This window comes from Zymobacter palmae (assembly GCF_003610015.1).
In the GTDB taxonomy this organism is placed as follows: Bacteria; Pseudomonadota; Gammaproteobacteria; order Pseudomonadales; family Halomonadaceae; genus Zymobacter; species Zymobacter palmae.
In genome coordinates, this window is the sequence record NZ_AP018933.1 from 647,578 (window position 1) to 660,341 (window position 12,764).

The 12,764-nt window shown below is 52.8% G+C and carries 10 protein-coding genes; 5 read left to right on the plus strand and 5 right to left on the minus strand.

Annotated features, from left to right (window positions below; all coding sequences use genetic code 11):
• Nucleotides 1-276 precede the first annotated feature (276 nt).
• Nucleotides 277-510, minus strand: coding sequence for a hypothetical protein (locus ZBT109_RS13715; RefSeq protein ID WP_170144684.1), 234 nt, complete (start codon nt 508-510; stop codon nt 277-279).
• A 441-nt stretch (nt 511-951) separates the two neighbouring features.
• Here ZBT109_RS13715 and ZBT109_RS02895 point away from each other — a divergent pair, with 441 nt between their 5' ends.
• Entirely contained in the window at nt 952-1,650 is a 699-nt protein-coding gene (locus ZBT109_RS02895) for a GAD-like domain-containing protein (RefSeq protein ID WP_051523934.1), read from the plus strand.
• Between the two features lie 1,052 nt (nt 1,651-2,702).
• Here ZBT109_RS02895 and ZBT109_RS02900 read toward each other — a convergent pair.
• The 4 genes from ZBT109_RS02900 to ZBT109_RS02915 form a co-directional block, all read right to left on the minus strand.
• Nucleotides 2,703-3,020 (minus strand): YqjK family protein, encoded by a 318-nt coding sequence (locus tag ZBT109_RS02900; protein WP_038278588.1) that lies wholly within the window; start codon nt 3,018-3,020, stop codon nt 2,703-2,705.
• Nucleotides 3,017-3,454, minus strand: coding sequence for a phage holin family protein (locus ZBT109_RS02905; RefSeq protein ID WP_027705504.1), 438 nt, complete (start codon nt 3,452-3,454; stop codon nt 3,017-3,019). Before ZBT109_RS02905 ends, ZBT109_RS02900 begins: the two co-directional genes overlap by 4 nt.
• Nucleotides 3,454-3,789, minus strand: coding sequence for a DUF883 family protein (locus ZBT109_RS02910; RefSeq protein ID WP_027705505.1), 336 nt, complete (start codon nt 3,787-3,789; stop codon nt 3,454-3,456). The genes ZBT109_RS02905 and ZBT109_RS02910 overlap by 1 nt, the downstream gene beginning before the upstream one ends.
• Before the next feature lie 196 nt (nt 3,790-3,985).
• Nucleotides 3,986-5,755 carry a phospholipase A gene (locus ZBT109_RS02915; protein WP_084261842.1) on the minus strand — a complete coding sequence of 590 codons (1,770 nt, stop codon included), beginning with the start codon at nt 5,753-5,755 and terminating at the stop codon, nt 3,986-3,988.
• A 290-nt stretch (nt 5,756-6,045) separates the two neighbouring features.
• On the opposite strand from ZBT109_RS02915, the gene ZBT109_RS02920 reads away from it, so the two are divergent.
• From ZBT109_RS02920 to ZBT109_RS02940, 4 genes are all read left to right on the plus strand, one after another.
• Nucleotides 6,046-7,197: a cation diffusion facilitator family transporter gene (locus ZBT109_RS02920; RefSeq protein WP_179949538.1), complete on the plus strand. Its 1,152-nt coding sequence runs from the start codon at nt 6,046-6,048 to the stop codon at nt 7,195-7,197.
• A gap of 149 nt (nt 7,198-7,346) precedes the next feature.
• Nucleotides 7,347-10,712, plus strand: a complete 3,366-nt coding sequence (mscK, locus tag ZBT109_RS02930; RefSeq protein ID WP_051523936.1) for a mechanosensitive channel MscK — start codon at nt 7,347-7,349, stop codon at nt 10,710-10,712.
• 14 nt (nt 10,713-10,726) lie between these two features.
• Complete coding sequence (locus ZBT109_RS02935; RefSeq protein WP_038278591.1) at nt 10,727-11,272, plus strand: hypothetical protein; 546 nt, start codon at nt 10,727-10,729, stop codon at nt 11,270-11,272.
• Between the two features lie 300 nt (nt 11,273-11,572).
• On the plus strand, nt 11,573-12,754 hold the full coding sequence (locus ZBT109_RS02940; RefSeq protein ID WP_027705509.1) for a uroporphyrinogen decarboxylase/cobalamine-independent methonine synthase family protein: 1,182 nt from the start codon (nt 11,573-11,575) through the stop codon (nt 12,752-12,754).
• Nucleotides 12,755-12,764: the final 10 nt, after the last annotated feature.

A 12,764-nucleotide genomic window follows, 5' to 3' on the forward strand; every position in this document is an offset into this window, starting at 1 on the left:
ATTTTTATACGGGTAAATTTTATCTGTCTGGTTTGGATGTACATATCTCTATATTTTGTTTTAGAAATGAATTTTATTTTTAGATGGCCATTAGTTAATTTTTAATTAATGAAAGGGTTTGGTTTTGTCAGCGCAAAAATTATAGGTATGTGATTATTATGAATTCATTGTTCTATGGTGAATAATATCATGGTTTTTATTCGTGAATACTCTGTTTTTCTTTTGTTAAATAAGAAATGTATGTAATATTTGAATATGATGCTTGCATCACTATCATCACCCTCCACAATACTGCGTTGCCAGTTGCCAGTTGCCAGTTGCCAGTTGCCAGTTGCCAGTTGCCAGTTGCCAGTTGCCAGTTGCCAGTTGCCAGTTGCCAGTTGCCAGTTGCCAGTTGCCAGTTGCCAGTTGCCAGTTGCCAGTTGCCAGTTGCCAGTTGCCAGTTGCCAGTTGCCAGTTGCCAGTTGCCAGTTGCCAGTTGCCAGTTGCCAGTTGCCAGTTCTTGTGCATTTTTTCTATGAAAAATTCGATAACGTAGCATTGCCACAAGAATATGGCTGCTGGTGCCTATCTGTGTTCCTTTTTGGGAAAAATAAAATAAAGCGCTTGAATATTGGCGTATACGTTTACTAGCCCGTGAATTTTCAATCTTGAAGAACCTACTTTTGAGAAAAAAGTAGGAAGAGCACATTATGATTTTGTGAAGACTGATATTGTTACAATCATTGCCTGTGCTGCTTAATAAGAATAGTTAAGAGTTGGGCACATAGTCTTACCGTTTAATGAATAGTGGTAACTGTTTGTTATTTTGGGGATAATGTGAGAAAAATTAAGATGAATATATTCAAGCGTGATTTTTTATAGATAACAAGGCATCGTTTTGATTACTGTAATATAATAATGGAAGATGAACCATGATATGTAGAATCATAAAATTAGGTGGTGAAAATTATGATGGATGTAATGGATTCTGGGTTTATATCCTTTTATAGGGATGCTGGCTTTGGCCCTATCAACGATACTGTCTGTGTTCCAGAGGCAGCGATACGATATTATGAGTACCGTTTACCTCGTAAACTAATAGAGTATTGGCGGTATTGGGGGTGGGCTGGTTTTGCCGATGGATTATTTTGGCTTGTTAATCCAGCTGAATATGAGGAAGTCGTAGCCTTATGGTTAGCAGGTTCTCCCTTTGAATGCCATGATCGCTATCATGTTATTGCGCGGTCGGCATTCGGTGAGCTTTTTCTGTGGGGGGAAAAAACAGCGGACAGTCTGACAATTCAAACTCTGTTTGGGCAGATATTCCCTGCTGATCGTAGTGACGATATTGGCTGTGGAAGTTCGCAGAACATGAATATTCTGGTTCAGGAGTTCATGGCCACTCTATGCCGTTCCAATCTTGATATTCTTGATGTCGATAATCAACCATTGTTCATGCCTCTGCGTGAGCGCTTGGGTTCTCTCCGTCCCGATGAAATGTATGGTCGTGCTTCTGCCTTTATCGAATGTGCTCCTTACCGCATTGAGCACTTCGCCCGCGTCCACGCCATCACGCATATGGCGCATTTAGCCAAAGTTGGTGAGCGCCATATCATGCAAGATATGGGGGCTGTGCTAAAGCAATCCTATCTTGAAAATCTTATGTAGAATCTGAATAGATAGAGTTTAGTTTTTACATATCCTAAGCTACTTATTATTGAATAGGACGATGGGCACTATTGATAGGATTCTTCTTAGATAGACCATTGTATTTTTTTACCAATACTGCAGTATGGTGTGCTGTCTGCAGAATGTAATGTTGGTTATTTGGATAATGTACAATCGGTTTTTTATGCACTTGTTATGATGTATGAATACAGGTAATAATTTTGCTCTGATAGTTGCACATGATATTAAGTCATAACGTTATATGAAGTTCATGTGCTGGCTGACACGACAATAGGTTGACAAGAATATTGTTGGATAAGGAGAGGTGATTGCCGAGTCTGTAAAAGAGCTTCTAGCTGCGAAAGAATTAAATTCTGTATTCCTTGAATAGAGCATGATGCCCGTGAATTTTAATGGTATTTATGATTGTCTAGATTATTCTGAGAAGATAGGCCTTTGTGAAGAGCATATTGGTTCGCCATATCCTTCGTTTAACACGATGATGGCGGCATGCCTGGTTCGTGCTTCTTTTTAAAAGTATATGGAGGACGACTCTTATGGCTATTCAATTATCGAGCTTATTTTTAGGTAATAATGAATTGCTGATGGTGATTATTATTTCTCGATTGGGAAATAAACAAACCGTCGCGAAGTCAGCGTTAGCTCGCTGACTGATATAAGTATATTATTACGTCACCTGCTCTGAAATACCATTGAATGTTTGTTATATTGTAAATAATTTTTTTGTTATTTAATAAAGTATTCCAATCACAATAATGATCCGCCCTCTTGTAGGGCGATGTGTTCTTATTTCTTAGAACATACTTAGTAATCCCAACACCCATATCATTGAAGAGACTTCAAACCACAAAATTGCGGTAGAAACTGTTTATTTTAGAAAGAGCAAAAGCAATCACTCAGGTTGTGAAACGGTCTCTTATTGCGGTCAAATTTATGAATAGAGTTTCATCCCTCTTTGCGTAACGCACTGTCGCTAGATAAGAAAGGCGCTTTCATGGGAAAGCGCCTTTTGTCAGACGAACTGCTGATGGCTATCGGTTGCGCAGGCGATTGAGCATGCCATGTGCGTTGCGGCCAACGGCATAGAGTGCAACCGCTCGTTTCCCTAAGCGAAGTAGCTTGCTGGGGGAGCGACGCAGTTGGCGTGCAAGCAGCAAACCTCCCACTACCAGCAGTGGTTTCTTCCATGCTGCCAGTTGAGCCATGCGCTGGTCGAAGCCTGCCGTTGCGCCGTACCACTGCTGCGTCGTGCGAGCAAGCTGCTGGCGTTCCAATGCGATGCGCCGCTCTAGTTGTTCACGCTGCTGCTTCAGCGAGCAGCGTTTTACAGTAGAGACGTGGTGACTCATTCGTCTCGCTCCTCACGCATGCGCTTGCCCATTTGCTGGGTGTCGATGTGCTGATTGATCTGTTCGGTATCTTCCGTCAGCCGCTGTAGCGTGGAGCGCAGCAGCGTCGGTTTGCGCGCTATCGACAGGGCGCGCCATCCCAGCAGTACTGCCAGCAACAGCAGCACACCAGCGGAGATGGCGATGGCTTCAAGGCGATAGGGCGTATCCCAGAAATAGACCGTGATCAGCAGCATCAGCATGCCAATGCCGAAGGCCGCCAGTAGCAGGGCTACAAAGACCATGATCAGCAATGAGAACAGGCGAGCACGCTCTTCCTGTAACTCGACGACGGCTAGCCGGAGGCGAGTCGTGCCGGATTTCAACAAGAGCGTGACCAGTTCACGCGCTGCTGAAAAGGCGCGTGCAGCGGGCCCCTGTCGTCGATCGCTCATCAGCGTCGTCCTGCAATCACACCAATAACCAGACCTACCGCTGCGCCGATACCGATGCTGGTCCATGGGTTCTTGTGGACGAATTCGTCTGCACAGGCAACGGAGTCGCGTCCTTTGTCACGCAGCTGTTCGCCTGCGTTGGCCAAGTAGTCCTTGGTATTGGCGACAAGGTGCTGGGCACGTTCGCGCAGTGCGCTGACTTTTTCGTCGGCATCTTCGCTGCTGTTGCTGACGAATTCTTCGACGGTGCTGGACAGTTCGTTCAGCCGTTCCTTCAGTTCGTCGTAGCTCAGATCTGCCGTTTTGTCTTGAAAGTCATCCTGTTGACGAGACATTGCCTATCCTCCTGATGGGAAAGTGTCATCTCCCAGCATAGACAAGAAATGATCGACATGTAAGGTGCGAGATGAAGGAGAAATGCATAAATGGGGATAGCGATGCGTGAAGGGGAGGAAAGTGCGCCAACCGTGTGGCTGGCGCAGGAAAAGAAAGAAAAAGGAAGATATGCACCCGCAGGCGAAACGCGGGTTTTTACAGGAATTCCGGGTTGAAACTCAGGCCGATGCCGATCCGGTTCACGCGTTGATCGTAGTCCACCATGCTTTCGCCATAGCCGTTGTAGTACTGCAGGTAACCGTGGATTTTGTGCCACATCGGGAAGCTATAGTCGATCTGATGGCTGATCGTGCTCTGCATTGGGTTGCCGCGCAGCGTCCAAGTCACTTCCTGTTCATTGCGGCTGTAGCCCAGCGTGGCATCGGCATATCCGAGGTAGTGCTCAATGTTCGGGTTATCATCATCGTAACGGGACTCAGGCACTCGCCACCAAGGGCGCACCTTGAAGTGCCAGTTGCCGTTCCTAAAATGGCTTTCAAGGAAGATGCGGTTCCAGCTGCGCGATAGCTCGTCGGCGCGGCCGTTGGACTGGTGCACGAACCCGATATCGTTATGCGTATTCTTCCATCCCCACAGTGTGTGCTTGCCATTGAGCGATAGGAATACGGTCGGTTCGTAGTTGGTCTCGCGGAACAGTGATGAGGCCTGGCGGTTGTAGGCCTGCCACCATGAGGTCTGTGTATAGGCACCGTATAGATCGCCGTCAATGCCAAACGGTGACGACCAGAGATGTGCCTTCAGGCTGATCTGGAATTTGTTTTCGGTGCTGTCGGGTGAGGCGTCTGAACCCAGTTGGTCGAAGTGTGCGCGGTTCATTGGCGCAGAGTTATAGCTGAGCGGTAGGATGTAGTTGCGTCGGTAGCTCGACAAAGCGAATGGGTTGGCGTCGTTGAGGCGCTCGAATACATTGCGATGGTCGTTCCAGCCAATAGTGGTTTCTTCGGCGGTTTGTTCGCTGAAGCTGCCACCTGCCGCCCCCGGCACCAAAGGGTTAAAGCTAAAACCAAGGCCGATGCGGTTAACGCGGCGGTTGTAGTCGATCAGCGTTTCGCCATAGCCGTGATAGTACTGTACGTAGCCACGCACGCGGCCGAATAGCGGAAAGGCATAGTCCAGTTGTTGGCTGTAGCGGCCCTTGACGGGGTTAGCGCGCGTCAGCATGGATATTTCATGCCCTTGTGCGGTGGTATACATCACCGTGAAGTCGCCATACCCCAAGTATTTTTCTATATCAGGGTTGTCGTCTTTCATGTTCGGTTCAGGCAGGCGGTACCATGGCATGAGGCTGAGTGTCCACGGCCCACGCTGCAGGATACTTTCGACGTACAGCCTGTTCCAGCTGCGCGATAGGTCGCCCCCACGGCCATTCGACTGGTGAATAAGACCGACGCGGTTGAACGTGTTAGTCCAGCCGTAGAGGTGGGTGTCGTTATCGAAGCGCAGGAACAGTTCCGGCTCGTAATTGGTCTCGCGGAACGGCGCGGAGTGCTTGTTGTAGGCCTGCCACAATGAATACTGGGTATATGCCAGAAACAGATCGCCATTATCGCCGAACATGTCTTCGGCAAGATTGACCTTGAGGCTGATCTGGTACTTCAGCTCGTTATGATCGGGCGAGCCAGCGACGACTTCATTGAATTGGCGCTGATTCGGCAGATTGGTGTCATAAGCAATCGGCAGAATGTAATTGCGGCGATAGGTTGATATCGCAAGCGGGTTGCTGTCCGCGGTGCGATCGTAGTAGCGGCGGAGGGCACTGGTGTCAGTTGCCTGCTGCTTGAGCGCGGCATCTTTCTGTATGTCGGCAGCACTCTGTGCGTGGGCGATCGTGGCACTGCCGGTTAGCAGGGCGGCAACGCTCGTCAGCAGTGTGAATGAGTGCTTGCGAAAAAGCAGTGAGGTCATGCGATGACATCCAGATTTTTTGTCTCGGTGCGAGTAAGCTGATAGCAAGGGCGTAAAGAGGAATACGTCTCGTTTCGCTTTGTGCCGGCTACGCCACCCGCAGTGTATCAGTACCCATGGGGATGAGCGCACATCATTCCCGAAAAAAAAGCGTCATGCTGTGAATTGCTGTAACACTGTGTAGGGCCTGAAAGTGCGTCATGTGGCGACATGAAGCGGCCTTCCGCTCTCTTTCTTTGCCGCTGATAAGGTGAGGACTTCCATGATGAACAATACACAAGGACTGGATTATGGCGACTCATGATCATCACGATCACTCTCATCACGACCATGCGATGCCTGAAGGGCAGGATGGCGCGCGACGGATGAAATGGGCGCTGCTGCTTACCGTTGTCTTCATGGTGCTAGAGCTGGTTACGGGGGTACTGAGCAGTTCGCTGGTGCTGATTGCTGACGGTATTCATATGCTGAGCGATGTGCTGGCGCTGGGATTGGCGTTGGTTGCGGTCGCGCTGGCGCGCAAGGCACCGGATGATCTGCGTAGCTATGGCTATCAACGCGGGCAGGTGCTGGCCGCCTTCGTGAATGGCATCGTCCTGTTCATGCTGACGCTGTGGATCGTGATTGAGGCGATAGGGCGATTACGTGACCCGGGCACGGTCGCGGGCATTCCTATGCTAGGGGTTGCGATTGCGGGGTTCATCGTCAATGTGATTGCGGCCAAACTGCTGCACGGTGGCGATGAGCATGATCTCAATCTGCGCAGTGCTTGGCTGCACGTATTGAGTGACCTGTTGGGATCCGTTGCGGCCATCGTGGCGGCTATCCTCATTATAACGTTGGGCTGGCAGCGGGCCGACCCGATTCTGTCGCTGCTGGCGGCGCTGTTAATCGTGCGTTCTGCATGGCTCGTCACACGTCAGTCGGCGCATGTGCTGCTGGAAGGTACCCCTGAACGCATTTCGCTGCCGGACGTGCGCCAATCATTGTTGACGCTTCGCGGTGTGCAGCGGGTGCATGACGTGCATGTCTGGGGCTTGAGTCACCGTGAATCGTTGGCGTCACTCCATCTGGTGGTGGATTCATCCGCTTTGCGCGATGAGGTGATAGTGATGGGGCGTGCACTGCTGGCCGAACGTTTCGGGATCGCGCATGCCACCATTCAGGTCGAAGGGGCTGACAGTCATGCTGAAATGAACTGTCATTGCGCAGTTGATGTCAGCGAGTCGCATAATACTGACCACGACCACGACCACGACCACGACCACGACCACGACCACGACCACGACCACGACCACGACCACGACCACGACCACGACCACGACCACGACCACGACCACGACCACGACCACGACCACGACCACGACCACGACCACGACCACGACCACGACCACGACCACGACCACGACCACGACCATTCGCATTCTGCTGGGGGGCGTTAGGGCACCGTGCGTTCAGCGTGACGCGGTGGCGTATTGTGTGATGAGATAGAACACTATTGGAGCGGCGTTTCCCAGAAGGGGACGTCGCTCCAATGCTATGCTGGCAGACATTGCCATATCTACGCGGTTCATCAAGGGAGACACGTTACATGAAGCATGACCAACGGCTTGGCATGATGGCCTTGATCAGAATGATGCTCTATGTCGCGTGCATGGCGGTGCTATGCGGGCCTGCCTTGGCGCAAGAGGCTTCGCTTCCTGAGCGCAGCGAAGTGGCGCGCCAGTTGGCGGCGCTGGAGCGTGGTGATCAGACCGACCCCCAGTATCAGCGCCAGCGTCAGGCGCTGGATACCACCCTGAAGGCGCTTGATCAGCTTGCCTCTATCCATCAGCAGGAAAGCGATCTTCGCGGTCGTATCACCAATGCACCTGCGCAGCAGCGCCGCTATCAGGATCAGCTGGCACAGATTGATCCCACTCTTATTCCCGATGAAGATCGGCTGGCGCACCTTTCCTTACCGCAGCTTCAGCAGACCATGAGCAGCGCACTGGAAAAGCTCAAGTCCTTGCAGGAACAGCTGGGCGACGTCAATCAGCGCGTGGCTACGGCCCAGACACTTCCCGAGCGGGCGCAGAGTGCCATTGGGCGGTTGCAGCGCGATGCCCAGCAGATGCGTAATCAGTTGCGTGGCGAAGAGGGCAGTTCGGCATTGCCCGTTGAGCGTACAGCATTGGCAGTGCGTCTTCAGGCCGCCGATGCTGAAATCGCGTTGCACCGTACCGAGCTGGCCGACAGCACGGTGCTGCGCGATCTGGCGCAGCAAGAGCGCGCGCTGCTGACCAAGCAATTGGAGGCTCAGCAGCACTTGCTGTCTTGGTTGCAGCAGGTGATCGACCAGCAGCGTCGCGATCACTCCCGCCAGACCATCGACAACATCAATGAAACCGTTGCTGGGCCGCTGCGGCAGGATCCACGCGTTAAGCAGGTGCTGGAGCATAACCAGAGTCTCAGCGATGCACTGCTGAAGACCACCGACCGTATCAACTCAATGGTCGGCGATGCTATTCGGGTGCGCAGTCAGTTGGATACGGCGCAGCAGGTGCAGGGCAATCTGGCCCGCCAGATTGAGGCGATGCGCGGTAGCGTACTGCTGTCACGTATCTTGCGTCAGCAACGCCAAGTGCTGCCCGATGTGGATTCGCCCCGTCAGCTGACTAATGAAATAGCCGATCTGCGGCTTCAGCAGTTTAACGTTGAGCAGTCTCGCGAGTCGCTGACGCGTTTGGATGATTATGTGAATCAGTTGGTGGCCTCGCCGCCGTTGCTGGGCGATGCCACTAAGGAAAATGGGGCCAGCGATGACGCGCTGCGCGCTGTGTTGACTCCGCTCTATCAGTCGCAGCGTGACCTTCTGGATCAGCTGGATCATGAATACGGTACGCTGCTGACGGCGTTGATTGATGTGCAGCTCAACCAGCAGTTGCTGATTTCCACCACGACCGATGTTCGCAATACGATCGAAGAACAGCTGTTCTGGGTGGCGAGCGGTCGTCCGTTAGGCTGGGAGTGGTTCAGAACCCTACCGGGCAAGGCGTTGGATGAATTGAAGGACCCTGAATGGGCCCATATGCTCAGCACGTTTTTGATTACGCCTTCGCCGTGGATATTTGCTGCGCTGCCGCTAGTGGTGCTGGTAACCGGGCTGTCGATTTTCCGGCGACGCATACGCGCTGCACTGCAGCGCTTGCAGGATGAAGTGGGCAAGCTGCGGCAGGATACGCAGCTGCATACGCCATGGGCCGTGCTGCTTGAATTGGTGTTGGAGGCCCGCGGGCCTATCGCACTGGCCTCCGTGGGAATGGGGCTTCGCCTTGCCGGTAGCAGTGGTGGTGTGCTGCTGGGGAAATCGCTGATCTATGTAGCGATGTCGTGGGGCTATTTTGCTTGGGCACACCGTTTACTGGTCGATAACGGTGTGGCTGTGCGGCACTTCCACTGGCCGGAGCGCTATGTTGCCCAGCTGCGCCGCTGGATTGCGGCGTTAGGTGCTGTGCTGATGCCGACCATCTTTGTGGTGCGGATGACGCAAGGTTTTGACCTGCCGCTGGAAGATCAGCCTATTGCGCTGCTTGTGTTGATGGGGTGCTTTCTTGCGATGAGCTTCATTCTGCTGCGGCTGGTGTGGAGCCATGTGCCGCATGTGGGCGTGAAGCCGCTGCGGTTGGTGCTGGGCATCATCGTGGCGACCATCCCGCTGCTTCTGGTCGGGTTAATCATCTATGGCTATGGCTATACCGCCATTCGATTGTCGACGCGTTTCGTGACCAGTCTCTACATCCTAGGAATGTGGGTGCTGGCAGAAGCCATTATCGTGCGTGGTCTGGCCGTGGCGGCCCGGCGTTTGGCCTATCGGCGTCTCGTTGAACGGCGCAGAGCACTGCACCGCCAGCAGGCGGGTGATATCGCGGGGGCCGAGTCTGCAGCGGAAGTGCTGGAAGAGCCACCATTGGATATGGATCAGGTCAACCATCAGTCGCTGCGCCTGTCTCGGCTGGCACTGCTATCGTTCTTCCTTGTTGTGCTATACGTCGTCTGGGCCAACCTGCTCAACGTGCTGTCGTATCTTGATTCGGTGACAGTATGGGATGTCCGTGATGGCAACCAGACCGTCACGCATGTCACGGTGATTGGCTTGATCATGGCGCTGATGGCATTGCCGATTGCCATTACGCTGTCGCGCAACCTGCCTGGGCTGCTCGAAGTGACGGTACTGTCGCGCATGCGGCTGAAGGCGGGCAACGCTTACGCGATCACTTCGGTGCTCTCTTATACCATCATGGGGGTAGGGATCGTGGCGGCACTGGGGCTGCTCGGGCTGTCGTGGTCGAAACTGCAATGGCTGCTGACCGCTCTGGGGGTCGGGTTGGGATTTGGGTTGCAGGAAATCTTCGCCAACTTCATTTCGGGTTTGATCATCCTGTTCGAGCGCCCGATTCGCATCGGTGACACCATCACGCTTAACGATCTGCATGGCAAGGTCACGCGTATCCGCATTCGCGCCACGACTGTAATGGACTTCGACCATAAAGAGATCATCATCCCGAACAAGACCTTTGTCACCGACCGCCTGATCAACTGGTCGCTGTCGGACAGCGTCACGCGCGTGGTGCTGACCTTCGGTGTGGCGCATGGCAGCAATCTGGATGAGGCACGCCGCCTGATGGTTCAGGCCATCAAGGAGGTGCCGATGATCCTTGAAGAACCGGCTCCCGAAATCTTCTGCATGGACTACACTCCCGATGCCTTCAATTTCGAAGTGCGTGTGTATGTGAATGATGTTGCACACCGGCTGGCAACGCGTGATGCGCTGAACCGCGGCGTGGATCGACTGTTCCGCGAGGCCGGGATTCAGATCGCTTACCGCCAGATGGATGTGTGGCTGCACAACAAGGATGGGGACGCCAAGCTGGTCGATCAGCGCAAGGCCGCCTTGTTCAATGATGATAAGAAATAAGAGGAGCAAGGGAGATGAAAGGGCTTGATGAGTTTCTGCTTGGGACATGTCGGCTGGCTGTGCAGCACATCCTCAACTACAGCACATTTCGTCAGTTGCGGCTGAATGAAAGTGGCTGGGCGCCCATGTATGGGCGTCATTCGCGCTTTCTGGAGACGCTGCTTCATCCTGAAGAGGTACTGATCTTTAAGGGCTACTCGCGCGCGTTATATGAGCAACTAATGGCCAACGAGCCGGGTGTCAAAGTGGCGCGCTATCGTGAGCATATTGTGCCCATGGGCTATTTGATCGATCAGATCGAAACCTTTTTGCTTGATGAAGAAAACCCAATGGCGCCTGAAGAGGCGGCCAGGGTGATGTGCCGCAACCTCGGCATTGCCTATATCACCGTGGATGAAGCCCGGTATCTGGATCATGAGTGCAAGTTGAAAATATGTATGCCTGATGAGTGGTGCCTTAAAGCCGGTGACCCCATTGAGCGCTTGAGAAAAGGCAATATAGAGCTGGTAGATAAGGACGGTAATGCGGTGACAACGCTGAAAATGAGCTTTGATTACTAGTAATGTATTGGACGCTCAATGGATATAAGTGCCAGCGGCCTGTTTATGAATTAGATCTGTGGATGGCGGCACGATAGAGGCTAGCGTGCCTTGTCATGCCGTTGGTGATGGCGTATCACGAAACCACTATTGATTATATCAATAGTGGTTTTTCTTATAATTAATCAGGGGGCATTCCTCTTCTTTTAAAAAGTTTCTAAAAGAAAATAATACAAAATCGCTCATATATTCCCTGCACCTATAGTCAGGTGGTATTCTTTTTTGTTCAACACAAATCTAAACAAAAAAGGTACGGTATTCATGACAACGGCCCCTTCATCACGTCTTCCCTTCCGCGCCGACGTTGTCGGCAGTTACCTGCGTCCGGCCTATCTGCACGAAGCACGTGCACGCTTTGCCAACGGTGAGATCAGCGCTGAAGCGTTGACAGCCGCCGAAGACAAGGCCATCACCGAGCTGGTGGCACAGCAGAAGAACGTGGGTCTTCAGGTCATCACCGACGGTGAGTTCCGTCGCAGCTGGTGGCACCTCGATTTCATGTGGGCACTGAACGGCGTCGAAAAAGCCGATGTCAGCAAAGGCTACGTGTTCGAAGGTGAAGAAACGCGCGCTGAAACGGCACGTCTGTCCGGTAAAATTTCCGGTGACAACCATGCGTTTATCGAGCATTTCAAGTTCCTGTTGCAGTTCGCTGAACCGGGTATCACACCGCGTCTGACCGTGCCGTCTCCGGCACAGTTCTTGGCGGAGTTGCAGCGTCCGGAAAACAAACCGGCGACGGATGCAATCTATCCGTCCGAGCAAGCGTTGCTGGACGACATCGCTGCCGCTTATCGTACGTTTATCGCTGAACTGTACGCTGCGGGCTGTCGCAATCTGCAGCTGGACGATTGCACGTGGGGCATGTTGGTCGATCCTAAGTTCGCAGGTGCTGGTGGTGCGGATACGCCGAACTCTACGGCGTCCTGTGGTTGCGGTCAGCATGGCAGCACGCCGGCAGTATCCGGCAAGGTGCAGACGTTGGCCGAGTTGTACCTGTCGGTGAACAATGCCGCCATTGAAGGTGCCCCGGAGGACATGGTGCTGACGACGCACGTCTGCCGCGGCAATTATCATTCGTCATGGGCCGCTAGTGGTGGTTATCAGCCGGTGGCCGATGTGCTGTTCGGCCGTGAAAACGTTGCCGCTTATTACCTTGAGTTCGACACCGAGCGCTCTGGTGATTTCTCACCGCTGGCGAAGGTTTCCGGTGACAAACAGGTGGTACTGGGGCTGGTATCGTCCAAATTTGGCGAACTGGAAGATAAGCAAGCGGTGATCGCGCGCATCAAGGAAGCGACTCAGTATCTGCCGCTGGAACGTCTGTGCTTGAGCACTCAGTGTGGTTTTGCATCTACCGAAGAAGGCAACATCATCACCGAAGCCCAGCAGTGGGCGAAGATTGCGTTGATCAAAGAGATCGCGGACGAAGTGTGGGCCTAAGCGATCGCGC

Bases quoted from the DNA above. Each gene is read 5' to 3' on its own strand.
- ZBT109_RS13715 (WP_170144684.1), bottom strand. From the start codon at position 510: ATGCACAAGAACTGGCAACTGGCAACTGGCAACTGGCAACTGGCAACT.
- ZBT109_RS02895 (WP_051523934.1), top strand. From the start codon at position 952: ATGATGGATGTAATGGATTCTGGGTTTATATCCTTTTATAGGGATGCT.
- ZBT109_RS02900 (WP_038278588.1), bottom strand. From the start codon at position 3,020: ATGAGTCACCACGTCTCTACTGTAAAACGCTGCTCGCTGAAGCAGCAG.
- ZBT109_RS02905 (WP_027705504.1), bottom strand. From the start codon at position 3,454: ATGAGCGATCGACGACAGGGGCCCGCTGCACGCGCCTTTTCAGCAGCG.
- ZBT109_RS02910 (WP_027705505.1), bottom strand. From the start codon at position 3,789: ATGTCTCGTCAACAGGATGACTTTCAAGACAAAACGGCAGATCTGAGC.
- ZBT109_RS02915 (WP_084261842.1), bottom strand. From the start codon at position 5,755: ATGACCTCACTGCTTTTTCGCAAGCACTCATTCACACTGCTGACGAGC.
- ZBT109_RS02920 (WP_179949538.1), top strand. From the start codon at position 6,046: ATGGCGACTCATGATCATCACGATCACTCTCATCACGACCATGCGATG.
- mscK (WP_051523936.1), top strand. From the start codon at position 7,347: ATGAAGCATGACCAACGGCTTGGCATGATGGCCTTGATCAGAATGATG.
- ZBT109_RS02935 (WP_038278591.1), top strand. From the start codon at position 10,727: ATGAAAGGGCTTGATGAGTTTCTGCTTGGGACATGTCGGCTGGCTGTG.
- ZBT109_RS02940 (WP_027705509.1), top strand. From the start codon at position 11,573: ATGACAACGGCCCCTTCATCACGTCTTCCCTTCCGCGCCGACGTTGTC.